The sequence below is a fragment of the Marinobacterium alkalitolerans genome (assembly GCF_017776525.1).
In the GTDB taxonomy this organism is placed as follows: Bacteria; Pseudomonadota; Gammaproteobacteria; order Pseudomonadales; family Balneatricaceae; genus Marinobacterium; species Marinobacterium alkalitolerans.
This window is the reverse complement of record NZ_JACVEW010000012.1, coordinates 72,471-94,681: the sequence shown is the minus strand read 5'-3', so window position 1 is coordinate 94,681 and position 22,211 is coordinate 72,471. Positions and strand designations below refer to the sequence as shown.

At 57.3% G+C, this 22,211-nt stretch carries 26 protein-coding genes; 17 read left to right on the top strand and 9 right to left on the bottom strand.

Features of this window, described 5'->3' with window-relative positions; genetic code table 11:
• Window positions 1-95 precede the first annotated feature (95 nt).
• A complete protein-coding gene (locus H9C73_RS09405) occupies window positions 96-809 on the bottom strand; it encodes a 16S rRNA (uracil(1498)-N(3))-methyltransferase (protein ID WP_209287568.1) in 714 nt (237 codons plus the stop codon).
• Between the two features lie 60 nt (window positions 810-869).
• A complete protein-coding gene (locus tag H9C73_RS09400; protein ID WP_209287567.1) occupies window positions 870-1,352 on the bottom strand; it encodes a MarR family winged helix-turn-helix transcriptional regulator in 483 nt (160 codons plus the stop codon).
• A 99-nt stretch (window positions 1,353-1,451) separates the two neighbouring features.
• Between H9C73_RS09400 and H9C73_RS09395 the strand changes: the two genes are divergently transcribed.
• The 14 genes from H9C73_RS09395 to H9C73_RS09330 all read left to right on the top strand — a co-directional run bounded on the left by H9C73_RS09395 (window position 1,452) and on the right by H9C73_RS09330 (window position 13,706).
• Window positions 1,452-1,736 carry a hypothetical protein gene (locus H9C73_RS09395; protein WP_209287566.1) on the top strand — a complete coding sequence of 95 codons (285 nt, stop codon included), beginning with the start codon at window positions 1,452-1,454 and terminating at the stop codon, window positions 1,734-1,736.
• A gap of 135 nt (window positions 1,737-1,871) precedes the next feature.
• Complete coding sequence (locus H9C73_RS09390) at window positions 1,872-3,020, top strand: acyl-CoA dehydrogenase family protein (protein WP_209287565.1); 1,149 nt, start codon at window positions 1,872-1,874, stop codon at window positions 3,018-3,020.
• Between the two features lie 24 nt (window positions 3,021-3,044).
• Window positions 3,045-3,407, top strand: coding sequence for an IacB protein (locus tag H9C73_RS09385; protein ID WP_209287564.1), 363 nt, complete (start codon window positions 3,045-3,047; stop codon window positions 3,405-3,407).
• 10 nt (window positions 3,408-3,417) lie between these two features.
• Window positions 3,418-3,933 carry a nuclear transport factor 2 family protein gene (locus H9C73_RS09380; protein ID WP_236014194.1) on the top strand — a complete coding sequence of 172 codons (516 nt, stop codon included), beginning with the start codon at window positions 3,418-3,420 and terminating at the stop codon, window positions 3,931-3,933.
• 54 nt (window positions 3,934-3,987) lie between these two features.
• Window positions 3,988-5,298 (top strand): aromatic ring-hydroxylating oxygenase subunit alpha, encoded by a 1,311-nt coding sequence (locus H9C73_RS09375; protein WP_209287562.1) that lies wholly within the window; start codon window positions 3,988-3,990, stop codon window positions 5,296-5,298.
• On the top strand, window positions 5,298-5,780 hold the full coding sequence (locus H9C73_RS09370) for an aromatic-ring-hydroxylating dioxygenase subunit beta (protein WP_209287561.1): 483 nt from the start codon (window positions 5,298-5,300) through the stop codon (window positions 5,778-5,780). The genes H9C73_RS09375 and H9C73_RS09370 overlap by 1 nt, the downstream gene beginning before the upstream one ends.
• Window positions 5,781-5,790: 10 nt before the next feature.
• Window positions 5,791-6,546: an SDR family NAD(P)-dependent oxidoreductase gene (locus H9C73_RS09365; RefSeq protein WP_209287560.1), complete on the top strand. Its 756-nt coding sequence runs from the start codon at window positions 5,791-5,793 to the stop codon at window positions 6,544-6,546.
• Between the two features lie 10 nt (window positions 6,547-6,556).
• Complete coding sequence (locus H9C73_RS09360) at window positions 6,557-7,519, top strand: PDR/VanB family oxidoreductase (protein WP_209287559.1); 963 nt, start codon at window positions 6,557-6,559, stop codon at window positions 7,517-7,519.
• An 85-nt stretch (window positions 7,520-7,604) separates the two neighbouring features.
• The gene (locus H9C73_RS09355) at window positions 7,605-8,633 is read left to right on the top strand and encodes a TRAP transporter substrate-binding protein (RefSeq protein WP_209287558.1); all 1,029 of its coding nucleotides are present in this window, start codon (window positions 7,605-7,607) and stop codon (window positions 8,631-8,633) included.
• 9 nt (window positions 8,634-8,642) lie between these two features.
• On the top strand, window positions 8,643-9,164 hold the full coding sequence (locus H9C73_RS09350) for a TRAP transporter small permease (RefSeq protein ID WP_209287557.1): 522 nt from the start codon (window positions 8,643-8,645) through the stop codon (window positions 9,162-9,164).
• Window positions 9,164-10,480 (top strand): TRAP transporter large permease, encoded by a 1,317-nt coding sequence (locus H9C73_RS09345; RefSeq protein ID WP_209287556.1) that lies wholly within the window; start codon window positions 9,164-9,166, stop codon window positions 10,478-10,480. The genes H9C73_RS09350 and H9C73_RS09345 overlap by 1 nt, the downstream gene beginning before the upstream one ends.
• 50 nt (window positions 10,481-10,530) lie before the next feature.
• Complete coding sequence (locus H9C73_RS09340; protein WP_209287555.1) at window positions 10,531-11,454, top strand: catechol 2,3-dioxygenase; 924 nt, start codon at window positions 10,531-10,533, stop codon at window positions 11,452-11,454.
• A gap of 15 nt (window positions 11,455-11,469) precedes the next feature.
• Window positions 11,470-12,390 carry a flavin reductase gene (locus tag H9C73_RS09335; RefSeq protein ID WP_209287554.1) on the top strand — a complete coding sequence of 307 codons (921 nt, stop codon included), beginning with the start codon at window positions 11,470-11,472 and terminating at the stop codon, window positions 12,388-12,390.
• A 20-nt stretch (window positions 12,391-12,410) separates the two neighbouring features.
• Window positions 12,411-13,706: an amidase gene (locus H9C73_RS09330; protein ID WP_209287553.1), complete on the top strand. Its 1,296-nt coding sequence runs from the start codon at window positions 12,411-12,413 to the stop codon at window positions 13,704-13,706.
• Window positions 13,707-13,762: 56 nt separating this feature from the next.
• On the opposite strand, the gene H9C73_RS09325 is transcribed toward H9C73_RS09330, so the two are convergent.
• Complete coding sequence (locus tag H9C73_RS09325; RefSeq protein ID WP_209287552.1) at window positions 13,763-14,773, bottom strand: LLM class flavin-dependent oxidoreductase; 1,011 nt, start codon at window positions 14,771-14,773, stop codon at window positions 13,763-13,765.
• 26 nt (window positions 14,774-14,799) lie between these two features.
• Entirely contained in the window at window positions 14,800-15,348 is a 549-nt protein-coding gene (locus H9C73_RS09320) for an antibiotic biosynthesis monooxygenase (protein ID WP_328797955.1), read from the bottom strand.
• Window positions 15,349-15,550: 202 nt separating this feature from the next.
• On the opposite strand from H9C73_RS09320, the gene H9C73_RS09315 reads away from it, so the two are divergent.
• The 3 genes from H9C73_RS09315 (at window position 15,551) to H9C73_RS09305 (ending at window position 17,917) form a co-directional block, all read left to right on the top strand.
• The gene (locus tag H9C73_RS09315) at window positions 15,551-16,429 is read left to right on the top strand and encodes a LysR family transcriptional regulator (protein WP_209287550.1); all 879 of its coding nucleotides are present in this window, start codon (window positions 15,551-15,553) and stop codon (window positions 16,427-16,429) included.
• A gap of 71 nt (window positions 16,430-16,500) precedes the next feature.
• Window positions 16,501-16,815, top strand: a complete 315-nt coding sequence (locus H9C73_RS09310; protein WP_209287549.1) for a c-type cytochrome — start codon at window positions 16,501-16,503, stop codon at window positions 16,813-16,815.
• Window positions 16,816-16,951: 136 nt separating this feature from the next.
• A complete protein-coding gene (locus tag H9C73_RS09305; protein ID WP_209287548.1) occupies window positions 16,952-17,917 on the top strand; it encodes an AraC family transcriptional regulator in 966 nt (321 codons plus the stop codon).
• Window positions 17,918-17,936: 19 nt separating this feature from the next.
• On the opposite strand, the gene H9C73_RS09300 is transcribed toward H9C73_RS09305, so the two are convergent.
• The 5 genes from H9C73_RS09300 to H9C73_RS09280 all read right to left on the bottom strand — a co-directional run bounded on the left by H9C73_RS09300 (window position 17,937) and on the right by H9C73_RS09280 (window position 22,163).
• Window positions 17,937-18,749 (bottom strand): IclR family transcriptional regulator, encoded by an 813-nt coding sequence (locus tag H9C73_RS09300; protein ID WP_209287547.1) that lies wholly within the window; start codon window positions 18,747-18,749, stop codon window positions 17,937-17,939.
• An 86-nt stretch (window positions 18,750-18,835) separates the two neighbouring features.
• Window positions 18,836-19,546 (bottom strand): ABC transporter ATP-binding protein, encoded by a 711-nt coding sequence (locus tag H9C73_RS09295; protein WP_209287546.1) that lies wholly within the window; start codon window positions 19,544-19,546, stop codon window positions 18,836-18,838.
• A gap of 1 nt (window position 19,547) precedes the next feature.
• On the bottom strand, window positions 19,548-20,327 hold the full coding sequence (locus H9C73_RS09290) for an ABC transporter ATP-binding protein (protein ID WP_209287545.1): 780 nt from the start codon (window positions 20,325-20,327) through the stop codon (window positions 19,548-19,550).
• Entirely contained in the window at window positions 20,324-21,286 is a 963-nt protein-coding gene (locus tag H9C73_RS09285; RefSeq protein WP_209287544.1) for a branched-chain amino acid ABC transporter permease, read from the bottom strand. The genes H9C73_RS09290 and H9C73_RS09285 overlap by 4 nt, the downstream gene beginning before the upstream one ends.
• 13 nt (window positions 21,287-21,299) lie before the next feature.
• Window positions 21,300-22,163 (bottom strand): branched-chain amino acid ABC transporter permease, encoded by an 864-nt coding sequence (locus tag H9C73_RS09280; protein WP_209287543.1) that lies wholly within the window; start codon window positions 22,161-22,163, stop codon window positions 21,300-21,302.
• Between the last annotated feature and the right edge of the window lie 48 nt (window positions 22,164-22,211).

The following is a 22,211-nucleotide window of genomic DNA, read 5'->3' as shown; positions in this document are numbered from 1 at the left end:
GTCTGTCAACGGTAGTGAGTCTGATTCTTATTAATACTTCGCTGTGCTGATTATAAGGGGGGCAGGTCAAACTGTTCCATTGAGGTAGATCAGGTTTACAGCGGGAACAGCCTGGAAAGCAGGACCGGTACCGCAGTCTCTACCCTCAGGATGCGGGGGCCAAGGTGGATGGGGGTCAGTCCGGCCGCCTGCAGTTTTTCCACTTCATAGGCAATGAAACCGCCTTCGGGGCCAATGGCCAGTGTGGTGGCGTCGCTGCAGGCGTGAGGGCAAGGCTCGGCGTCATAGGGGTGTGCGACCAGTGCGCGAGTACCCTTGGCAATGTCGGCCAGCTCGTCTTCCACAAAGGGCTTGAAGCGCTTGCGAATGTGCACTTCAGGCATGCGCGTATCGCCGGCTTGTTCCAGCCCCAGCAGAAAATGTTCGCGGATTCGCGCAGGCGCGAGTATCGGTGTCGACCAGTAGCTTTTGTCTACACGGTAGGAGTTGATCAGCCAAAGCTCCTTGACGCCGAGGGTGGCCACGGTTTCCAGCGTGCGCTTGAGCATTTTGGGGCGCGGCAGGGCCATAATCAGGCGCAGCGGAAGGGGTTTTGGCGGTGCGCGGTCCAGTCGGATGGAGAGATCAATATAGTCGTCGTTGCGTGCGACAACGTCCCCGCGGCCGATCAGCCCATTCAGAACGCCGACCTTGAAGCTGTCACCCGGCTGGGCGTCGTGAACCTGGCGCATGTGGTGAAACCTGCGGTCACTGATCCTGACATGTCGGGCATCAATAAAGTCGGAGGTGTATAACAGGATCAGGTTCACAATGGAGCTTCCGGCCAGAAAAGCGCGATCATATCATTCGGTGGGTGGCCCCTGAAGTGGCTACCAGTCAGGGTCGCGGCTCAGGTTGTCATAGATTTTGGCCAGCAGGGTGTTGGCCCGGCTGATCTGGGCCGAGGTCAGTCCCTTGAAGCTGCGCTTGAACAGTTGGCTGACCGAGCCTCGAATCTCCTCCAGTCGCTCTGCCCCTTTCTCTGTTAGCGATACCAGTGTCACTCGGCCGTCTTCCGGTGACGTTTTCAGTGTTACCAGTTCTTCGTCACGCATGCGGTACAGAATCTTGGTCGTAGTGGGCAGTTTAGCAACGGCATGATCCGCGATCTCGGAGATGCTCAGCTCCGAATGTTCTTTCAGGATCATGATGATACGCCAGCGGGGTACATCCATATCGACACGCTTTAGCAGGCGTTCCATCTCCTGAGTGTAGCGTGCGTTGAGCTGGGCCACCCAATAAAACGGGAATTCACGTCTTTTAAAGTCGTCGCTGAGCGGGTCGTACATGTCGGCTTTGCGTTTGTTGCTCATCGCGAAATCAGGTCTCCATGGCCGAGCGTGTATGCGGTATCAGTGAATATAGTTGACTGGGAAAGTATATCCTGAATTTTAATGCAGTGAAAATATTTGGTGCGCAGCACTATTTTATGCCCCATTTTTGAGCCCTGTCTGTATCCGAAATCGGGATTTACAGGTGTCGAAATTGGGATTGTAGATGGCTGGCCGGTGCCGCGCTTTAGCGAATATTTTGTTTTTAATAAGTGTTTTTTCGTCTTTTTGGTGATTTTTGGCAGCTTTTTCTATGATTTTTATTTCGTTGGTATATTCCTTGCTGGACTTCGTTCTGATGTAAAAGCGTTCCGTTGGCATCGCTTTTGCCCTGTCAGTTTAGTTGACGAATCAAGTGATGGGTGAAATTCTTTGTGAAGCTATTCGGGCATCTGGAAGCACTCATAATTGTCCGAAACCGCAGGGAATCAAGGGTCGAAAGGCCTCCGGCGGGGTAAGGCCGCCGAACAATAAAGACAACAATTACGGGAGCCGAGCGATATGCCTGGTTATCAAATCGATAAATCCCTCTGGGGCGGAGACACCGTGTTCGATGCCCTGCTGGACGAGGTGCGTACGCGCCGACAGGAGTTCGAAGACCAGAAGTACATCTCCCAGGACATTATCGAGTCCTTCAAGGACATCGGTGTGTATCGGGCGATGGTCCCCAAGTCATTGGGCGGTGATGAGCGCAGTCCAATGGAGTTTCTCCAGATGGTGGAAGCGATGGCGGCGGCCGATGGTTCGGCCGGCTGGGTTGCCAGTTTTGGCATGAACCCGGCGTATCTTGCAGCCCTGCCCCCCGCCACCATCGACAAGGTCTGGTCCGAGACGCCGAACATCGTGTTCGCCGGTGGCATCTTTCCGACCCAGCCCGCCCGCAAGGTTGACGGTGGCTACATCGTGAATGGCCGCTGGAAGTTTGGCAGCGGCTGTATGGGCGCCTGTCTCATCGGCGTCGGCATTCAGCCGGATAACGGTGAACCCCTGCCGCGCATGGCCGTCATGCCGGCCAGTCAGGTCAAGATCGAGCCCAACTGGGACGTGATCGGCATGGTGGGAACCGGCAGTCACGATCTGGTTGTTGAAGAGGTGTTTGTACCGGAGGAGTGGACCTTCGTTCGCGGTGGCAAGCCCAATATCGATTCCGACTTCTTCCGCTATCCCTCACTGGCCTTCGCCGCTCAGGTGCTGTCCGTAACCACGGCTGGTCTTGCGCGTGAGGCGCTGGATGTGGTTCAGGGTATGGCGGCAGGCCGCAAATCGGTCACAGGCGCACCGAACCTGGGAGAACGTGAATACGTTCAGATCGAGATAGCCAGGGCGGAAGCCAAGCTGCGTGCGTCTCGCGCCTTCTTTTATGAAGCCACCGAGGATGCCTGGAACAGCATTCAGGCAGGCGGCACCCCCAGTCGCGACCAGATCAACCTGGTGCGCCTTGCGACCACCAACCTGACCCATGAATGTGCCGAAGCCATTCGCATTGCCTACCAGGTGGCTGGCATGACCAGTACCTATAACGACCACCCCCTGTCCCGCATTCTGCGTGATTCCATGATGGCGACACAGCACGCCTTCATGGGGGCCGTCACCCTGAAAAATGCCGGGGCCATGTTCTTCGGTCATGACCCCTTGCCGGGCTACCTGTAACCAACAATAACAAGGAGACACACCATGAGTGACAAGACACCTTTGCGCGTTCTTTTTTGCATGGGCATCAATCAGAACTTCATGGATGCGCCGCGTGAGGAGCAGCTCGATGTCTGGGCGGCCTTTGGCGAAATGTGGAACGGCATTCACGACATGGATGGCGTTGAAGTGATCGGCAACATGGATGACGACCAGAGCATGGTTGGGCCATCCAGCGGTTACCCCTGGACGACTTACCTGCTGGCAGATGTGAAGGATTACGACACCGTATGCGCCTGCTGCAACCTGTTCCGCTCCACTGAGGTGGGCAAGGGCCCCTACAAGCTGTGGCGCTACGCCAAGGTAGAAGCTCGGATCGGTCGTGAACTGATCGTGCAGCGTGCCTGAGGAGTCCAGCATGAGCGAACTGGAGCAACTGCGGAAGCGCGTCAACGCACTGGAAGCGGCCCGGGATGTAAGTGCCTGCCTGCATGAATACATGCAGCTGTGCGACTACCTGGACGAAGGCTTTGACCTGGATCCGCTGATGGCGCTGTTCACCGAGGATGCGGTGTGGGAAGGCAAGGGCAAGCGTTATGCCGCGACCTTTGGCCGCCGTGAAGGTCGCGCTGCGATCCGGGAGATGTTTTCGACCTATACGCAACCACCCGCGCACTTTGCTCTGAATGTGCATTTCCTGACTTCGGAAAGGGTCGACGTGCTGGGCGAGACCGATGCCGAAGGCACCTGGGTTCTGCTGCAGACCGCGACCTTTGCCGATGGGCGCTCCCAGCTCAGCAGTGCGCTGCTGAACGTGCGCTTTCGGAAGGAAGGCGAGCACTGGAAGATCGCGCACTTCTGCACCACCAGTCGCTTTAACCGCCCGGTCCAGACGCCCTGGGATAACCCCAGGCCGCTGCCGGTGCCCGAGTAATAAAAGGTTGCGGGGTATTGCCCACAGCCATGTATGAATAAAGAGAACACGCAGATGAGTGAACTGATCGAACTGCAGAACGTCAGCCTGAAAGCGGCTGACATGGTGGAAGAGGGCCGAGTGCACAAGGACCTCTACTCCAATCCGGAGATCTTCGAGGAAGAGCTGAATAAAGTCTTCAACCACACCTGGGTCTATGTGGGGCACGAGAGTGAAGTGCCGGAAGCCGGCAGCTTCAAGACCGCCTACATTGGCCGTCAGCCGGTGATTCTGAGCCGTGACCGCAAAATGAACCTGCACGTGCTGCAGAATCGCTGTCGTCACCGCGGTGCGACCGTCTGTGAAGCGCGCAAGGGCAAGACCAAGGCGTTCACCTGCCCCTACCACGGCTGGGGGTATGGCCTGGATGGCAGCCTGCGCGCACTGCCGAAGCCGGAAGAGTATGACGGTGTCTTCGACAAGAAAGAGATGCCGCTGGAGAGCCTGCGGGTGGAAACCTATAACGGCCTGGTGTTTGCCACCTTCAAGGATGACATTGAGCCGCTGGAAGACTTCCTGGGCGGTGCCAAAAAGTGGATCGACCTGTTCATGAAGCAGGGCGGTGGCTATCCGGTGAAAGTGCTGGGCGAGCACCGTTTCAACTTCCCGGGCAACTGGAAGATCCAGTTGGAAAACACAACCGACGCCTACCATTTCCCGATCGTACACAAGTCATTCGTGACCTCGCTGGATGAAGCGACGGCCGATATTTTTGATTTCCTCGATGGTGAAGGCTTTGTCGAAGACTTGGGCAATGGTCACAGCGTGATGGTGATGATCCCGCAGCTGGTCGACCTGGAAGCGGATCTGGATCAGCCGATTCCGGATCGTTTTGCCGAGCTGGCACAGGCGCTGCGTGAAGAAGGCAAGTCTGAAGATGAAGTCAAAAAGCTGGTGCGCGCCGCACACGGTACCGGCTTCAACCTGAACCTGTTCCCGAATGTGTCCTGCTCCATGGCGTTCTTCCGTGTCCTGCGACCGGTCAGCGTGGGCGAAACCGAGATTCAGCACGTGGCACTGGGTGGCGAAGGCGCCCCGGAAGCCTTTAACCGCAAACGCATGCGTCTGCATGAGCATTTCCAGGGGCCGATGGGCTTCGGTACGCCGGACGACGGCGAAGCCTGGGAGCGGGTTCAGAAAGGGGCCCAGGCCGGGACTGACGGCTGGATTCTCGTGAACCGCGGCATGAACAACCTGCACGAGTCCAGGGATGGCAATGTTGCCGGTGCCGTCTGCTCCGAAACCGGCATGCGTGGGGCCTACCGCCAATACAAGAAAATGATGGCGGCCGCCGGCGCCGACCAGACAGCAGAGGAGAGCAAGTAATGAAATCCAATACCGAACTGCTGGCAAAAGTCACCGAGTTTATCGGTTATGAGGCGGACCTGCTGGATCACAAGGGGTACCAGGAATGGCTGTCGCTGTGGACGGATAGCGGCCTGTATATCGTGCCGGCCGATCTGAACGAAACCGATTATCTCAGCACTCTGAATCTGGCGCTGGATGATGCGGACATGCGCCGCATGCGGGTGGCGCGACTGGAAAACGGGGAGTCGGTATCGGCCAACTCCGTGGGCAGCACCGTGCGCATGATGTCGCGTGTGCGCGTGCTCGAAGCCGGTGACGATCTGGTGATTGCCCGCTGTGCCATGACGCTGAACGAGCTGCGTCACGGCAAGCTGGTGACCTATCCGGCCAATGTGGAGTACACCCTCAAGCCCAGCGGTGACAGCTTCAAGCTGGAGCAGAAGGTGGTGAAACTGCTGCATGCCGACGGCTTCCTGCGCACTGTCAGCTTCATCTTCTAAGGAGGCCGCCATGTCCACACCTGCACAGTCTCAAGTCGCGCTGGTCACCGGTGCCGCTCAGGGGCTGGGCAATCACATCGCCCGGCGTCTGCACGACGCCGGCTACCGAGTGGTGCTCAGCGACATTAACACCGACGCTGCCCGTCAGGCGGCTGATGCTCTGGATGCCAGCGGTGAGACCGCCATGGCGACCAGCCTCAACGTGGCTCAAAAGCAGGACTTTGAAGCGGCGCTGGATCAGATTCTGGCACGCTGGGGCGCCCTGCATGTGCTGGTCAACAATGCAGCCGTCACCCGCGCCACGCCGGTGATGGAGATTTCGGCCGAGGAATTCAACGAGATCGTCAATATCAACCTGGGCGGCACGTTTGTGGGCTGTCAGGTGATTGGGCGTTACCTGGCCGAGCAGGGCTACGGACGGATCATCAATATGTCTTCTTTGGCTGGCCAGAACGGGGGCACCTCAACGGGCGCTCATTATGCCGCGTCCAAGGGCGGCATCCTGACGCTGACCAAGGTGTTCGCCAAGGAGCTGGCGGGGCAGGGGGTGACGGTCAACGCCATTGCTCCGGGCCCGATCGACTCGCCAATGGTGAAGGCGCTGGTGCCGGAAGAACGCTTGCCCACACTGCTCGGGGCCATTCCGGTTGGCCAGCTGGGCGATGCCGATTTTATCGGCGATATGGTGGTGCAGCTGGCACGGCCTGAAGCCAGTTTCACCACCGGCACTACGGTGGACATCAACGGCGGCCTGTTCATGCGCTGAGGCAATTCCTATGACTAGCAGTATCGATAACACACTTATCAACGCGACGGTGACACGCCGCGAAGACCAGACCGACGAGATCGCGGTATTCGAGCTGAGCTCGGCCGATGGCAGCGCCTTGCCGGTCTTTGAAGCCGGCGCGCATATCGATGTGGTGGTTGCACCTGATCTGGTGCGGCAGTACTCGTTGAGCAATGCGCCGGGTGAAACGACCTACCGTCTGGGCATCCTGAATGACCCGAACTCGCGTGGCGGCTCACGCCAGATCCATGCCGAACTGGAAGCCGGTGCAGCGATCCAGATCAGCGCACCGCGAAACCATTTCCCGCTCGACCTGAATGCCGAGCACAGCCTGCTGATTGGCGGCGGGATCGGCATCACACCGATGATCGCCATGGCCTATGCCCTGAAACAGGCAGACAAATCGTTTGAGCTGCACTACTGCACCCGCAGCGAGCACAAGGCGGCATTTCTGGATGAACTCAAGCGTGAGTTTGGCGAGCAGCTGGTGCTGCACTTTGACGATGCCGGTGAAGACCAGCGCATCGACCCCAAAACACTGGCAGCAGCCAGGCCCGGTACGCACCTGTATGTCTGTGGTCCCAGTGGTTTCATGGACTGGGTGATCGAACAGGGCAAGGCGGCAGGCCTGCCGGACAACCAGATCCATTTCGAGTATTTCAACGCTGAGGTCGACATCAGTGGCGAGGCGTTTGAAGTGTATGCCGAAGCCAGTGACATCACAGTGCAGGTTGGGCCCAGCGAAAGCATCGCGACCGCGCTCAAGGCTGCGGGCGTGAAGGTGCAGATGTCCTGTGAAGAGGGGGTGTGCGGCACCTGTATCTGTGACGTGATCGAAGGTACGCCCGATCACCGTGACCACTTCCTGACGGATGAGGAGAAAGACGACAACGACCAGATCGCGCTCTGTTGCTCACGCGCCAAGAGCAGCCGTCTGGTCGTGGATATCTGACTTTGTAAGCCTGGCGCCCTGGCATGGTCGTCAGGGGGCAAACCCGGTTAAGCCCGGAACCATAACCCAATGGGGAGAGACAACAATGAAAACGATTCTCCGAGTTGCAGCGACAGCAACCCTTGCACTTCTGGCCACTCAAGCAAGCGCCGAAACGCGCCTGACCATGTCGTCCTGGTTGCCTTCAGGGCACCCTCTGGTCAAGGATGTGATGAAGCCCTGGATCAAAAACGTGGAGGAAGCCACGGATGGTCGGGTCAAGATCATCATGCTGCCGTCCGCCCTGGGGCACCCCAAGGTCCACTACGACATCGCGCGTGAAGGGCAGGCTGATATCACCTATAGCGCGCACGGTTATACTCCGGGCCGCTTCAAGCTTTACAAAATGGTTGAGTTTCCCTTCGGCGGTGACAGTGCAGTCGGCACATCGGTTGCGTACTGGAACGTCTATAACGACTATCTGAAACCGGCCGGCGAGCACAAGGATGTCAAACTGCTGGGGCTCTTTACCCATGGTCCGGGTCATATCCACAACAGCAAGCGTACCGTCAATGCAGCCAGTGACCTGAAGGGGCTCAAGATGCGTGTCGGTGGCGGCATCATGAACGACATGGCGACCGAACTGGGCGCCGTGACCCTGCAGAAACCCTCTTCCAGCACCTATGAGCTGGTTTCCAGTGGCGTAGCGGACGGCACTCTGTTCCCGCTGGAATCTGTCCCGGCTTTCAACATTCAGGACAAAACCACTCACACCACGCTGGTGCCGGGAGGCCTGTATAACTTCAGCTTCTTCCTGGTAATGAACCGTGACCGCTTCGCGGATCTCCCGGAAGAGGATCGAAAGGCGATCGAGTCCGTCTCCGGTGAAGCCTTCGCTCGCCTGGCCGGCAAGATGTGGGATACCCAGGATGCCAAGGGTCTGGAAGCGATTCAGGCCAACGGCAACGAGGTGGTCACTGCCAACGAAGCCTTCCTGACTGAAATCCGCAATGCCAGTGCGCCGATGGAAGCCGAGTGGCTGAAAACCGCGGCAAAACTGGGCGTGGATGGCAAGGCCGCACTGGAAGCCTTCCGTAAGCAGAGCCATCAGCAGGATGTGGCGCAAACTCGCTGAGGGTAACCCATGAACGCAACTCGCACACAGAGTAACGGTTGGCTGGTTCGGGGGCAGGGACTGCTCAATACACTGCTCAGTGGCTCAGCGGCGTTGGTCATGTTTTTGATGATGGCGCTGACACTGGTCGATGTGATGGGACGTTATCTGTTCTCGGCACCGGTTACAGGGGCCTTTGAGGTGACGGAGTTGATGCTGGCAGCGGTGATCTTTCTGGGATTGCCGCTGATTACCGCCGAGGGTGGCCACATTGCCGTGGACATCCTCGACTCGGCGCTCACGGACCGCGTCCGCGCGGTCCAGGACGTATTGATCGGTGTGATCAACGTACTGGCGTTCGGCATCTTCGCCTGGGTGCTTTGGGAGCACGCCTTCAAGGTGCTGCGTTATCAAGACACCACGGCCGTGTTGCAGATTCCCTATGCCTGGCTGGCGTTTTTGATGGCGGCAACGGCTTCGGTATCTGTCCTTATCCTGTTCATCAAGCTGCTGTTTGAGCGTAACGGCAAGACCTCGGAAGGAGTGCAGTAATGGAGGCAAGTCTGATCGGCTTTGCAGCATTGATGCTGTTGATACTGGCCCGGATACCGCTCGGTATCGCAATGGGCATTGTGGGTGTCGTTGGCTTCGCCCTGGTCCAGCTGCTGACCTACGGCAATCCGCGTGGCTGGGATACGGCGCTGAACATGATCGCATCCACCGCGTTCGATACCGGTCTGGCCTATGGCCTGTCGGTGGTGCCCCTGTTCCTGTTGATGGGCAACCTGATTACGGAATCGGGCATGTCGAAGGAGCTCTATCGCGCGGCCAACGCCTTTCTGGGGCACTTCAAGGGTGGGCTGGCGCTGGCAACCGTGGTCTCCTGCGGCGCTTTCTCCGCCGTGTGCGGCAGCTCCATGGCAACGGCAGCCACCATGTCCAAGGTGGCCATGCCATCCATGCGTGAATACAAGTATGCCGACAGCCTGGCTACCGGTGCCATTGCGGCTGGCGGTACGCTCGGCATTCTGATTCCGCCCAGTGTGATTCTCGTGATCTATGGCCTGATGACCGAAAGCGACATCGGCAAACTGTTCATTGCGGGGCTGATACCGGGCATGATCGGGGTGGTGCTGTACATGCTGGCGGTAGTCTTTGCCGTGCGCCTCAAACCGGAGATCGGTCCGGCTGGCAAGCGCTCCACCTGGAAAGAACGCCTGTTGTCGATGAAAGGGGTTTGGGGAATCAACCTGATCTTTATCATCGTCATGGGTGGCATCTATGCAGGGATTTTTACCCCGACAGAGGCCGCCGGCATCGGGGCTTCAGGTGCCTTTCTGATTGCGCTGTTCAGCGGCAAGCTGAGCTTCAAAATGTTCCAGCGCTCACTGACCAATGCCGCCCGCACCACGGCGATGCTGTTTTTCCTGGTGATCGGCGCGGTGATTTTCTCCAACTTCATCAACCTGACCGGCATGCCGATGATGCTGAAGGACTGGGTACTGGAGTCCGGTTTCAGCCCCTTCGTGGTGATCCTGATTCTGGTCGGTGTCTATCTGCTGCTGGGCTGCGTGCTGGAAAGCATGTCGATGATTCTGCTGACCGTTCCCGTGTTCTATCCGATGGTCGAGGCGATGGGGTTTGACCTGATCTGGTTCGGCATTCTGGTGGTCGTGGTCACCGAGATCAGCCTGATCACGCCGCCGGTCGGCATGAATGTGTTTGTCCTGCGGGGCGTGATCCCGGACGTGAAACTGTCCACCATCTTCCGCGGTGTCACCCCGTTCTGGCTGGCGGATATCGTTCGCCTCGTACTCATTATTACGATCCCGTCCCTGTCGCTCATGCTGCCGAATGCCGTGGGCTAGGGGCGTTTGAAACACTCAACCACCAATAACAATAACGATGAGGTAACCCAATGAAAAAAGGTGTAATGCGTCCCGGACACGTTCAGATTCGTGTACTGGATCTGGAAGAAGCCCGCAAACATTACGTTGACCTGCTGGGTCTGGTCGAAATGGATTCTGACACTCAGGGGCGGGTCTACCTGAAAGGGTGGACCGAAGTGGACAAGTTCTCCGTGGTGCTGGTTGAAGCCGATCAGCCGGGAATGGATTTCATGGGCTTCAAGTGTCTTGACGAGCAAACCCTTGATCAACTGCATCAGTCCCTGATCGCCTTCGGCGTTGAAGTGGAAGAAGTGCCGGCGGGTGAACTCAAGGATTGCGGCCGTCGCCTGCGTTTCCAGGCACCGACAGGTCATTATTTCGAGCTTTTTGCCACCAAGGAACAGACTGGTCGTTACGGTGTGGGCAACCATAACCCGGAAGCCTGGCCGCGCGACCTGAAGGGCATGAAGGCCCAGCGTTTCGACCACTGCCTGTTGTACGGCCCGAATCTGGATGAAACCTATGACCTGTTCCGGGAAGTGCTGGGCTTTGACCTGTGCGAACAGGTGATGACCCCGGATGGCAAGCGGGTGGCACAGTTCCTCACCACCAGCATGAAAGCGCATGACATCGCCTTCATCGATCACCCCGAGGCGGGCAGGTTTCACCATGCCTCCTTTTATCTGGAAACCTGGGAAGATGTGCTGCGTGCAGGAGATCTGATCTCCATGACCGATACCTCCATTGATATCGGTCCCACCCGCCACGGTATCACCCACGGTCAGACCATCTATTTCTTCGACCCCTCAGGCAACCGCAACGAGGTGTTCTGTGGCGGGGACTACTTCTATCCCGACCACGAACCGATCACCTGGGATGCGGACAAGCTGGGCAAGGCGATTTTCTATCACGACCGCCAGCTGAACGAACGTTTCCTGACGGCCCTAACCTGATCCCGGAGAGCGACCATGTCATTTGATCCCAAGGATTTCCGCCGGGCACTGGGCAAGTTCCCGACCGGTGTGACCGTTATCACTACACGCGATGCCGAAGGCAACCCGATCGGAATGACCGCAAGCAGTTTCAACACACTGTCGATCGATCCGGCACTGGTACTGTGGAGCATCGATAAAGGCGCATACAGCCTGGACGCTTTTGCCAAGGGCAAGGGGTTTGCCATCAATGTGCTGCGCAGCGATCAGGTGGACCTGTCCAACGGCTTTGCTCGCCGGGGAGAAGACAAGTTTGCCAACGTCAGCACACGTGATTGCGACAATGGTGCCCCCCTGCTGCCGGATACGGCCGCCTGGTTCGCCTGCAACACCTGGGAAGTGTACGAAGGGGGCGACCACCTGATCATCGTGGGCCAGGTCACCGCTTACCACTATGAAGATAATGTGAGCTCACTGGTGTTCCATAACGGCCGCTATGCCGTTGCGGACACGCATCCTGCGGTACAGGCACCCACCCAGTCCCTTGAAGCACGAGGCTTCCTGGGGGACTACCTGTTGTACCAGCTGCGCCAGACCCTGAATGCCTACGCTGCCGACTTTTATCCACAGCTTGGTCATTTTGGCGTGACCACCGAAGAGTGGCGCGTTATGACCCTGCTGGCAGATGGTGATGCCATGCCAGCGGAGCAGATCAGCCATTTCGTGTCCCAGCCCCTGAAGGAGCTGGCTGATACCGGCGAGTGGCTGCAGGAAAAAGGCCTGCTCAATGTGACAGAAAAGGGCTTCCTGCTGACCGAGAAAGGTCGGCAACTGGCGGCCCAATTACTGGACAAGGCGATCGAGCATGAACGCCAGGCCATGGCCTGCCTGAGTGATGAGGAGCAGCAGATCTTGAAAGCCAGTCTGAAACGTTTGCAACAGGGCTTTGCTGCTTGATGGTAAGGAAGGAAAAACGGATGAAGAATCAAAAGGCGTGGCATGAGGTCGGTTTGAGAGAGGCCCTGAACGCCATCGAAAAACAGGAATGCTCAGCCGTAGACGTGATCAACGCCTGTTTTGACCGGATTGAGGCACGGGAGCCTGTCGTCGGTGCCTGGCAGTATCGCCTGACGCGGGAGGAGTATCTGTCGCACTACCGTCAGCATCAGGGGTTCTATGAGCAAAGTCTGCTCAAAGGGTTGCCGGTGGGTATCAAGGACATCATCGACACGGCGGATATGCCAACTGAAATGGGTTCACCCATTCATCAGGGGCGGGAGCCGGTGAATGATGCGTCCTGTGTCGGGCTGATACGTCAGGCCGGCGGTATTGTGCTGGGCAAAACCGTGACCACTGAATTTGCCTATTTCAAACCGGGCAAGACCGCCAATCCGAGAGATCTGCAGCGCACGCCGGGCGGCTCTTCCAGCGGCTCGGCAGCAGCCGTAGCCGATGCGATGGTGCCCGTTGCGCTGGGATCTCAAACCGCAGCCTCAGTGATTCGTCCCGCGGCGTATTGCGGTGCGGCAGGGTATGTGGGCACCCGTGGCGAGTTTTCACTGCGCGGTGTGCAACCGCTGGCGCAGTCACTGGATTCACTGGGCATTCTGGCACGTCATGCTGAGGATATTGATCTGATGCGGGCCATCCTGTTGCGGAACAGCCGAGCAAACGGCCCCGAAATCAATGCGCGTCCCACACGGATCGCTATTTGCCCCGGGCATCTGGTTGGCGAGACAGACAGCGCCATGGAGCATGCCATTGAGCGCCTTGAAGCCCTGTTGCAGGCCGAAGGGGTTGAAACCACGCGGCTGGATCAGGCAGCAGGCCTATCCGAGCTGGTTGAGCATCATCAGACCATTATGGCTTATGAGGTGGCGCGTAATCTGGTAGAAGAGTCAGCCCAGCTGGATCAGCTCAGTGCCCCTCTGCTTGACCTTATTGACAAGGGACTCCAGATGGAACGCAGCGAGTATCTGCGGGCATTGCAGTGTGTCGATAAGGCACGGTCTGATCTCTGGGCCCGTCATGACAAGGTTGATGCCGTGCTGGCGCCTGCAGCACCGGGCGTGGCCCCGTTGGGACTGGGCAAAACAGGAGCACCGCACATGAGCCGACCCTGGCAGGTTATGGGCTTGCCGGTGGTCACTCTGCCGGGGCTGACGGATCAGCAGGGCTTGCCGCTGGGGATTCAGCTGGCAGGGCGCATGCATGAGGATCAAAAGTTGTTGGATATGGCTCGCTGGCTTGAAACCCTGCTCACAGGGGCATAACAGGACTAAGGCACAGAGGCAGGTTATCCCTCTGTGCCTTGAAAGAACGGGTGCGGTCAGAGCAACGTTGCGGCCAGTCGCTCGTAACTGCGCAGGCGATGCTGGTAATCATGTGTGACCGTGACGATACCCACCTCGTCGCACTGGTAACGGTCGGCTACCTGCCAGATCTGCTCGGCACAGCTCTTGGCATCCCCCAGGATCATCGAGTTCAAAACAGCATCAAAGAACGCCTGATCAGAAGGGCTTAACGCTCGCTTCAGCTGCAAGGCTTCATCAGGATGCTTCACCACTTCACGAATCCCCTGACGGAAGGCTTTGACCTTCCAGTACACCGCCGGCGCAGCCAGATACTCAGCTTCTTCACGGCTGTCGGCGCACAGGGCCGCGACTGCGATACTGGCTTCAGGGCTGCCAGCATGGCCCGCCTCAGTCCAGGCCTGTTTGTATTCAGTGATCACACTGGGCGGAGCCGGATCGGGGCTGATAAACAGCGCCAGACACATCTTCATGCCGATCTCGCCCGCAAGGCCCGCACTGCCACCGCTGGAGCCGAGCATCCAGGTTTGTGGAATGGCAGGTGTACCCGGCATGATACCCAACCCGGCGTAGGGATGATCCTCGGGCAGGGAGCGCTGGAGGAAGTTTTGCAGCAACCAGGCCTGCTCGGCGTAGTCCTCAAGACCCGGCTGGGCGGGGTACGCCAGTGCGTGCGAGGCCAGTGCATCACCGCCGGGCGCTCTGCCGATGCCCAAATCGATGCGGCCGGGGTACAGGGTTTCCAGCATGCTGAACTGTTCAGCCACCTTGTATGGGCTGTAATGGGTCAGCATGACACCGCCACTGCCAACACGGATGCGCTCGGTCTGGCTTGCAATATGTCCAATCAGAATTTCCGGGCAGGGCCCAGCAAAGTTGATGCTGTTGTGGTGCTCGGCCAGCCAGTAGCGGTGGTAGCCAAGTCGATCACAGGCGCGTGCAAGATCAACCGTAATGGCGACAGGTGAGACGTCACTGGGGAGGCCCTGTACGGGCGACTGGTCGACGGCAGTCAGTTTCAAGTTCATGAGAGTTCCTGGTATTCGGTACGGGGTCAGCGTTCATTCCGTTCGTGCCTGGGGAACAGCCAGAACGCAAACCAGCGAGTAAATCGGGGCATCAGCCAGTAGGACATGGCAACCATGACCACGGCCGTCACAAGCAGCGTGCGCAGTAACAGCGGCACCTGCGACAAAAGATCGCCAAACAGAAAGAAAATCAGCGTGACCGTGGGATAAAGCGCCAGCCAGCTGACCACCGTCATGCGGAATTTGGAGGGTGGCTTGACCGGGTTATGGCCGGGCAATGTAAACCAGTTAATGATGCCCGATTGTGTTTCCACCTTGCTCGGTGCGATCAGAAGCGGCTCTATCTGCTCAAGCAATTCGGCACGCTCGGAGGATGCCTGCCAGGCGGCCAGTGACGTTTCATCTGCAAACTTGAAGATAATCCTGTACTCGGGGTCATTCGGACTGGCCGGACGGAACATGTCGGCCCCCAGGTAGCCCGGATAGCGTGAGGCACACTGAGTCATTCTGTTGCTCAGGGCCTCGAAGGCGGCTCCCCGGCCCTTGATGACCCGGCGAGAGATGACAACTGTCACCGCCGTCTCCAGAGGATGAGTAGATTCTGTTTCTGGCATCATGATGGCCCTTGAAAAAGGTGCGTGAAATTTACCCGGGTTCTGTATAGGATCGTCTGCAGTGCCGGTAAAATCGAGATTACAGCTACCCAATATAGGCTTATGCCGATTTTTATCTACGTGAAACACGGGAAGCTGTAATTTCATATATGAGAATAAGAACATGAACTACCAAGACCTCTACTACTTCATCAAGGTGGTCGAGAAGGGCAGCCTGGTGGCTGCAGCCCGCTATCTGGACATTCCGACCTCCACCCTGTCACGCCGTCTGCAGGCGTTCGAGCAACAGCTTGGCTACAAGCTGGTGCACCGCAGTTCCAAGAAGTTTGGCTTGACCGAGTCGGGGCAGCGTTTTTTCAGCAGCCTCTCGCCGGTCATGACTGAACTGGAAATGCGCTCGGAGGATGTGAATTCCGAACTCTCGTCCCTGTCAGGCGATATCAAGATCACGGCACCGCTGACGCTGGGGCATCATTATGTGAAGGACTGGGTGTTCGAGTTCATGGAAATTAATCCGCGCGTCAGCGTGGAGATGTTTCTGAGCAACGAAAATGTGGACCTGGTCAAGAACAGTATCGATATCGCCTTTCGGCTGGGCAAAGTCACCTTGAATGACTGGATATCCCGACCGCTGATGCAAACCGAGATGGTCGTTGTCGCAACGCCTGAGCTGCTGACCCAATTCCCGGCGCCAACCCAGCCGGAAGAGCTGGCCGCCTTGCCACTGGTCGTGCTCAAGCGCTCCGCCTTCTGGCGTTTTCAAAGCCCTGAGGGGCAGGCCGTAACCTTTACTCCCCATGCACATCTGCGCACGGATGAAATTCGCTTTGCGGTGGATGCGGTCAAACGTGGGCTGGGGGCCTGTTGCCTGCCAAGGTATGTGGTCGCCAGTGAGCTTGAATCCGGCGAGCTGGTGCAGCTGTTGCCGGACTGGCCGATGGAAGGGCGTACCATGCATATGCTCTATCCACACCGGGAAAGCCTGCCGGTGAAGACCCGTGCTCTGATTGAGTTCGTCATGACCAAGGTCGACGGTCATTAATCGCTTTCAGGACTATCCTGTAATTGAAAGACGCTGGCCCCCTGATCTTGTCACCTGAAGCGGATAGACCGATGAAAAGACTTCGTTATCTGGTTTTGACGGGAGCGGCTGTTGTTCTGACGGCTTGTGGGAATGACTCCGTGCCGGAGGATGCCAGTGGTGAAGCGCTGTACGGGCTCTACTGTGCGAGCTGTCACCGAGCGGATGGGTCGGGCTCCTTTCTTGATGGCGTCCCGCCCAACAGGACAACGTCCCTGAGCGAGCAAAGTATCGTGCAGCTGATCACCAGGGGTCATGAAGGCAAGGAGATGCCGGTGTTTGACTCTCTCAGTGAAGAGCAGGCCAAGCGCATCACGCGGTACCTGCTTGATAATATCAAGCGCTAGCGTCCTGGCCGTGCCGTTGGATGGCTTGAGCCATTTGGCCTCAGGTTCCAACTGTTCAAAAAACAGGCATTGCATCTGACTTTCGTTTACTTATAATCAAGCCATTAACAATAATTACAAAAAAACGGTGTGTCAGATGTTCTCCAATGCTCTCAGCAATGCTGTGATCTTCGACGGTGCGCACCCGCTCGAAGTCTCTGAATATGTCGATAAACACGTTGGGCACCACAAGCTGGAGTTCAACGACCTTCACTGCAGTCGCCGCCCTGAGTCACGGCTGCGCTATCGCGATTTTGCCGGCATCGGACTGTCCTCCCTCAGTTACGGGGATGATGTACACGTCCGTTGTCCGGATCTGCAAAATATCTATCATTTTCAGGTTGTCACCCGAGGTGAATGCCGCTGGTTTTTCAGGGACGAGCGGTTGAAGCTGACACGCGGGCAGGCACTGATGATGAACCCCGGTGAGCAAATCGACCTCGCATACTCTGATGATTGCGAAAAGATCATCGTCAAGGTGCCCGAAGCGCTGGTGAAAGAGGTGTGCCGTGAGCAGTCCGGTCGTGTTCCCGCAGCCGGGCTGCGTTTCGAGCGCAAGATCATCCAGCTGGAACAGTCGCTGGGCTTCATGCGCCTGCTGGATGCGTTGCTGCTGGAAGCCAATGAAACCGAGCTGGATCTGAGTCATCTGCAGCTCCCTTACCGCGACATTCTGATCCGCAAGCTGCTGCAGCAGTTTGACAGCAACGCCGGTGCCAGCGAAGAGGCACATCTGCATGATCGCGGATTTTCACGGCTATTGGCCCATATTGATGCGCATATTCGAGATGACATCGGTGTCGAAGATCTGGCGCAGATGGGGAACGTCAGCGTGCGGACGGTGTACAACCTGTTTGCCAAGTATTTCAACGTGACGCCCAAGCTGTATATCAAGCAGGCCAAGCTGAAAAGTTTGCGTGAAGAGCTCAGACACAATAATGGGCACTGCAACGTGACGGGTGTGGCGCTGGATTACGGTTTTACCCACCTGGGGCGTTTTTCATCCGATTACCGAAAGATGTTCGGTGAGCTGCCTTCCGAGACACTGAAACGGGCACGTTGAAAGGCCAGGGAAGGCCTTTTTACCCTTGAGCGCGGGCGCCACAAATCGCTTCAGTGACACTGCGTGCACAGCCTGAAACCTTTTCGCTGTAGAGGCTGCCGGGGCGCACATCGGTATCGCCATTCAGCCCCATCAGGCTGACCACGGATGAAATGTTGCCATTGATATCATGGATGGCACTGGCAACAACGTTGATATCCGGCAGAAAGTCCCCGTAAAAACAGCACAGATTCTCAGCCCTGACCTGTTCAAGGTGGCGCTCAAATGCGTCCCGCTTCAGGGGTTGCCCTTTATGACGAGGCAATGCCGGGGGGGCCTGATAAAAGGCATCGAGTATTTCATCGCGCCGGGTGTCGGGCAGATGGGCCAGGAAGATACGGCCTGAAACCGAGAAGAAGGGCGACAGTTCCATGCCCAGGCGCACGTTCACGGCAACAGGCTGACTGGCATCCAGCCATTTGATGACGAGCGGTGCATGCCCATTCCATACGGTGACGGACAGCGTTTTGTCGAGCTCCCGATTGAGGGCTTCAACAGCCTGAAAGGCCTGTTGGATGGGATCAATACGGCTCAGGGCAGCAACCCCGAGGGTCAGGCTGGATTTGCCCAGCACGTAGCCCTGCGTTTGATCCTGGGTGGCGTATCCCATGCGCTGCAGGCTGACCATATACTTGTGCAGCCGGCTGGGTGAAAGGCCGAGTTTGCCTGACAGTTGCTTCAGCGTGAGAGGCTTCGGGGATTCAGTCAATGTATTCAGAATGCGTAAACCGATCTCGAGCGAGCTGATGCCCTGACGCGGGGCATCGGAAGGGGAGGCAAGTTCTTCAGACATCAAACGAATCCATACCAGTGGGTTTAAGGGATTCTACCAACAGTGTTTGGAACCCCCAACCTGCATGGGCAGGTCGGGGGAAATGCCTAGATGCCCAGGTAGGATTCCACCTCTTCCAGATTGTGCATGAGTTCACTGGAGTTGGCCCTGAACACAACCTGACCTTTCACCAGTACGATATGCGTATCGCATAGCTCTTTCAGTACCTGAATGTTCTTGTCCACAATCAGTGTGGAAATGCCGCTTTCCTTGATCGTGCGAATGACATCCCAGATCTCCTTGCGGATCAGCGGCGCCAGTCCCTCCGTTGCTTCATCCAGAATCAGCAGGGAAGGGTTGGTGACCAGGGCACGGCCGATCGCCAGCATCTGCTGTTCACCGCCTGACAACTGAGTGCCCAGGTTGCCAAGCCGTTCCTGCAGTCGGGGGAAAGTGTCCAGCACGCGCTCGCAGGTCCAGTTCTGCTCGCCATGGCGGTTCGGGCGTGCCGCCATTTCCAGGTGCTCGCGTACACTGAGGTTGTGGAACATGCCACGCCCCTCGGGCACGTAGGCAATATCCCTGCGCATCCTTTGCCAGGTGGGCAGGTCACTGATCTCCTCGCCCTGAAAATAAACCTGACCACTGCGGGGTGGTACCAGGCCAAGCAGTGACTTCAGCGTTGTGGTTTTACCCATGCCGTTGCGGCCCATCAGGCTGACCGCCTGGCCCGGTTCGAGGTCAAAGCTGACCCCGTGCAGTATATGGCTTTCACCATAAAAGGTGTGAAGCCCTTTCACTTCCAGCAGCTTTGTCATTTCAGAATACCTCGTCACCTTGGCCCAGGTAGGCTTCTTTTACTCGCGGGTCATCGCGTACCTGATCCACGGTTCCCGTTGTCAGGTGTTGTCCATCGACCATAACGGTCAATTGATCGGACAGCTCGAACACTGCATCCATGTCATGCTCGACCAGAACGATGCAGTACTCCCGGCGCAGTTTTTTCAGCAGCTCGATAATCAACTGAGATTCTTCATGCCCCATGCCGGCCATGGGTTCGTCCAGCAGCAGGACCTCGGGGGCAGTGGCCAGTACCATGGCGATTTCAAGCTGGCGCTGCTCGCCGTAACTGATATGGGCTGCGACTTCGTTGCGGCGTCCTCCCAGCCCTACCTTTTCCAGTGCGTCGGTGGCGATTTCATCCAGTACTTTCTGGCTGTAACGCGAGCGCAGGAAGTTGAAGCTGCCCCCCATGCGGCGCTGAACAGCCACACAGCAGTTCTCCAGGCAGGTGGCATCGGGGTAGATGTTGGTTTTCTGGAAGCTGCGCCCAATGCCTCGCCGTGCAAATGCCCAGGGCTTGATGGCCTCAATGGGTTCGTCCTTGTGCAGGATGCGTCCATGGGTGGGCTTGTAATGACCACACAACAGATTCAGCAGGGTACTTTTGCCTGCGCCGTTGGGGCCGACGATGCCGTGCAATTGCTTGTCATGAAACTGCAGACTGATGTCGTCCAGGGCCTTGAGGCCGCCCCAGTACTTGCAGAGCCCCTGGGTTTCCAGCATGACCTGCACGTCCAGTGATACTTGAGTATTCATGCGCGCTTCTCCAGCAGTTTTTCCAGGTATCCCGCGATGCCATTCTTGAACACCATGACCATGGTGATGATCAGGATGCCCATGAACAGCATCCAGTGTTCGGTGAGGTGCTCCAGCGAGAAGTGCAGCCCTTCATAGACGAAGGTGCCGAGAATGGCGCCATAAATAGAACCCATCCCCCCAAGAATGGACATCACCAGAGCCGAGCCGGAGGTGGTCCAGGCCAGCATGGATGGGTTTACAAAGCCGTACTGCAATGTGAACAGGTAACCGGCATAGGCGCCCAGTGCAGAGGCAATGACGTAGCTCATCAGTCGAAACAGAAAGATGTTGTAGCCCAGTGCGGTGGTACGGCCCGGGTTCTCGTGGATTGCGTCCACGACACGGCCGAAACGGGAGCGAATCAGCAGGCGGAAGAAAATCAGTGTATTGAACAGTGACAGCAGGCACAGGTAATAAAAGTGTGTCGGGTTATCCAGATCAAAAAAACTGAGCCCGAAAATGCTGGTTTCAGGTTTTACATAGATAAACAGACCGTCGGTACCGCCAAAATCGATCGAGTCCGAGAAGAAATAAAAGGCCATCTGGGCAAAGGCCAGCGTGATCATGATCATGTAGATCCCGCTGGTCCTCAGTACCAGGAAGCCGATGACCAGGGCCACGGCCGCGGCAATCATGCAGATGTAAAAGGTGTACACCCAGAAGTTAACGGCCTCGTACTCCGGGGCGATCATCCAGAACAGATAGCCGCCGAGGCCATAGAACATGGCATGGCCCAGGGTGATCAGGCCACAGCGGCCCACCAGATAATCGAGCGACATGACAAACAGCGCAAAGATCATCACGCTGGTCAGCTTGCTGACGAAAAAGGTGTTCTCGGCCAGAAACAGGGGCAGCAGGAGCGCCAGTGGAAAGAACACCCAGATGAATATGCGTTCAGTACGTGTATTGAAAAACATGACAGGCTCCGGATCAGGAAGAGAACAGCCCCTGGGGCTTTATGAGCAGAATGAAGGCCATCAGGATGTAGATCATCATGCTCGAGAGCTGTGGCACCATGACGGACGCAAAGGTATCGACAAGGCCGACCAGCAGTGCCGCAACGAAAGCGCCCTTGATCGAACCCATGCCGCCAATGACGACAACCACAAAGCAGGTGATCAGGATATGTTCGCCCATGCCCGGCACAATGGATGACATGGGAGCAGCGGCAACGCCCGCCACGGCTGCGAGCATGACGCCAATGGCAAACACGATGGTATACAGCTTGCGGATATCAATACCGAGGCACTCCACCATCTCCCGGTTGGATTCACCGGCACGGATCAGCATCCCCAGTCGTGTCTTGTTGATCATGAAGTACATGACACCGGCAATGAGGACACAGAGCAGGGCCACAAAAATCCGATAGATCGGGTACTCCAGAACATCTGTCATGGGAATGGCGCCCGACAGGCTGGGGGGGACCGCCACGCCGAGAGGGTCATTCCCCCAGAGGATGCTTTGCAGCGCGTTGAAAACGAAAATCATGCCGATGGTGAGCAGCACCTGGTCCAGGTGGTTGCGCCGGTAGAGCTGGCGGATCAGGGTCCGTTCCATGAAAACGCCCACCAGCAGGGCGATCACCGCCGAGATCAGTGCGCTGAGCCCGAAGCTGCCGGTGTGTTCAAAGAAGTACCACACCAGGTAGGCACCCACCATGTACATGGAGCCATGTGCCAGGTTCAGAATGCCCATGACGCCAAACACCAGCGTCAGGCCAGAAGCGATCAAAAACAGCAGCAGGCCATATTGAAGGCCGTTGATCAGCTGTACTAAAAACAGGGACGTGGTCATAACGGTAACCAGAAGCAACAAGGTTGGAAATTAATCGGGCAGGCCCAC

Coding starts and splice junctions, on each gene's coding strand:
- H9C73_RS09365 (WP_209287560.1), top strand. CDS start 5,791: ATGTCCACACCTGCACAGTCTCAAGTCGCGCTGGTCACCGGTGCCGCT.
- H9C73_RS09285 (WP_209287544.1), bottom strand. CDS start 21,286: ATGTTTTTCAATACACGTACTGAACGCATATTCATCTGGGTGTTCTTT.
- H9C73_RS09400 (WP_209287567.1), bottom strand. CDS start 1,352: ATGAGCAACAAACGCAAAGCCGACATGTACGACCCGCTCAGCGACGAC.
- H9C73_RS09280 (WP_209287543.1), bottom strand. CDS start 22,163: ATGACCACGTCCCTGTTTTTAGTACAGCTGATCAACGGCCTTCAATAT.
- H9C73_RS09345 (WP_209287556.1), top strand. CDS start 9,164: ATGGAGGCAAGTCTGATCGGCTTTGCAGCATTGATGCTGTTGATACTG.
- H9C73_RS09380 (WP_236014194.1), top strand. CDS start 3,418: ATGAGCGAACTGGAGCAACTGCGGAAGCGCGTCAACGCACTGGAAGCG.
- H9C73_RS09370 (WP_209287561.1), top strand. CDS start 5,298: ATGAAATCCAATACCGAACTGCTGGCAAAAGTCACCGAGTTTATCGGT.
- H9C73_RS09325 (WP_209287552.1), bottom strand. CDS start 14,773: ATGAACTTGAAACTGACTGCCGTCGACCAGTCGCCCGTACAGGGCCTC.
- H9C73_RS09375 (WP_209287562.1), top strand. CDS start 3,988: ATGAGTGAACTGATCGAACTGCAGAACGTCAGCCTGAAAGCGGCTGAC.
- H9C73_RS09390 (WP_209287565.1), top strand. CDS start 1,872: ATGCCTGGTTATCAAATCGATAAATCCCTCTGGGGCGGAGACACCGTG.
- H9C73_RS09330 (WP_209287553.1), top strand. CDS start 12,411: ATGAAGAATCAAAAGGCGTGGCATGAGGTCGGTTTGAGAGAGGCCCTG.
- H9C73_RS09305 (WP_209287548.1), top strand. CDS start 16,952: ATGTTCTCCAATGCTCTCAGCAATGCTGTGATCTTCGACGGTGCGCAC.
- H9C73_RS09350 (WP_209287557.1), top strand. CDS start 8,643: ATGAACGCAACTCGCACACAGAGTAACGGTTGGCTGGTTCGGGGGCAG.
- H9C73_RS09310 (WP_209287549.1), top strand. CDS start 16,501: ATGAAAAGACTTCGTTATCTGGTTTTGACGGGAGCGGCTGTTGTTCTG.
- H9C73_RS09315 (WP_209287550.1), top strand. CDS start 15,551: ATGAACTACCAAGACCTCTACTACTTCATCAAGGTGGTCGAGAAGGGC.
- H9C73_RS09335 (WP_209287554.1), top strand. CDS start 11,470: ATGTCATTTGATCCCAAGGATTTCCGCCGGGCACTGGGCAAGTTCCCG.
- H9C73_RS09300 (WP_209287547.1), bottom strand. CDS start 18,749: ATGTCTGAAGAACTTGCCTCCCCTTCCGATGCCCCGCGTCAGGGCATC.
- H9C73_RS09340 (WP_209287555.1), top strand. CDS start 10,531: ATGAAAAAAGGTGTAATGCGTCCCGGACACGTTCAGATTCGTGTACTG.
- H9C73_RS09295 (WP_209287546.1), bottom strand. CDS start 19,546: ATGACAAAGCTGCTGGAAGTGAAAGGGCTTCACACCTTTTATGGTGAA.
- H9C73_RS09355 (WP_209287558.1), top strand. CDS start 7,605: ATGAAAACGATTCTCCGAGTTGCAGCGACAGCAACCCTTGCACTTCTG.
- H9C73_RS09290 (WP_209287545.1), bottom strand. CDS start 20,327: ATGAATACTCAAGTATCACTGGACGTGCAGGTCATGCTGGAAACCCAG.
- H9C73_RS09360 (WP_209287559.1), top strand. CDS start 6,557: ATGACTAGCAGTATCGATAACACACTTATCAACGCGACGGTGACACGC.
- H9C73_RS09385 (WP_209287564.1), top strand. CDS start 3,045: ATGAGTGACAAGACACCTTTGCGCGTTCTTTTTTGCATGGGCATCAAT.